At 81.9% G+C, this 315-nt stretch carries 1 protein-coding gene; it reads left to right on the top strand.

Annotation, left to right across the window (positions count from 1 at the left end):
- Positions 1–114 precede the first annotated feature (114 nt).
- Positions 115–315 (top strand): hypothetical protein (locus PUR61_RS01735; RefSeq protein ID WP_329874881.1); only part of this gene is annotated, 201 nt, incomplete at its 3' end.

Here is a 315-nt window from a genome sequence, read left to right on the forward strand (position 1 = left end):
CAGGATCTCGCGCAGGTCCTCCCCGCACCTGCGGGGGTCAGCCGCCGGAGGCCCGCCCTGGCGGGAGTCGGCGGTCGTCCTCCCCGCGCCCGCGGGGGTCAGCCGTCGCTCGGGGTGCTCGAGGCCTCCGTCGCGGCGGGCGGCGGGCGCGCGCCGCGCGCCGCGGCGGCCCGCGGCGACCCCGGCCTCGACCACCCCGCTCTACGGCTGACCCCCGCGGGAGCGGGGAGGACGACCGCCGACACGAGGCTGGCCGGGCCTCGCGCGGCTGACCCCCGCAGGTGCGGGGAGGACCTGCGCGAGATCCTGCGGGAG

Source organism: Streptomyces sp. BE20 (assembly GCF_036322525.1).
Lineage (GTDB): Bacteria > Actinomycetota > Actinomycetes > Streptomycetales > Streptomycetaceae > Kitasatospora.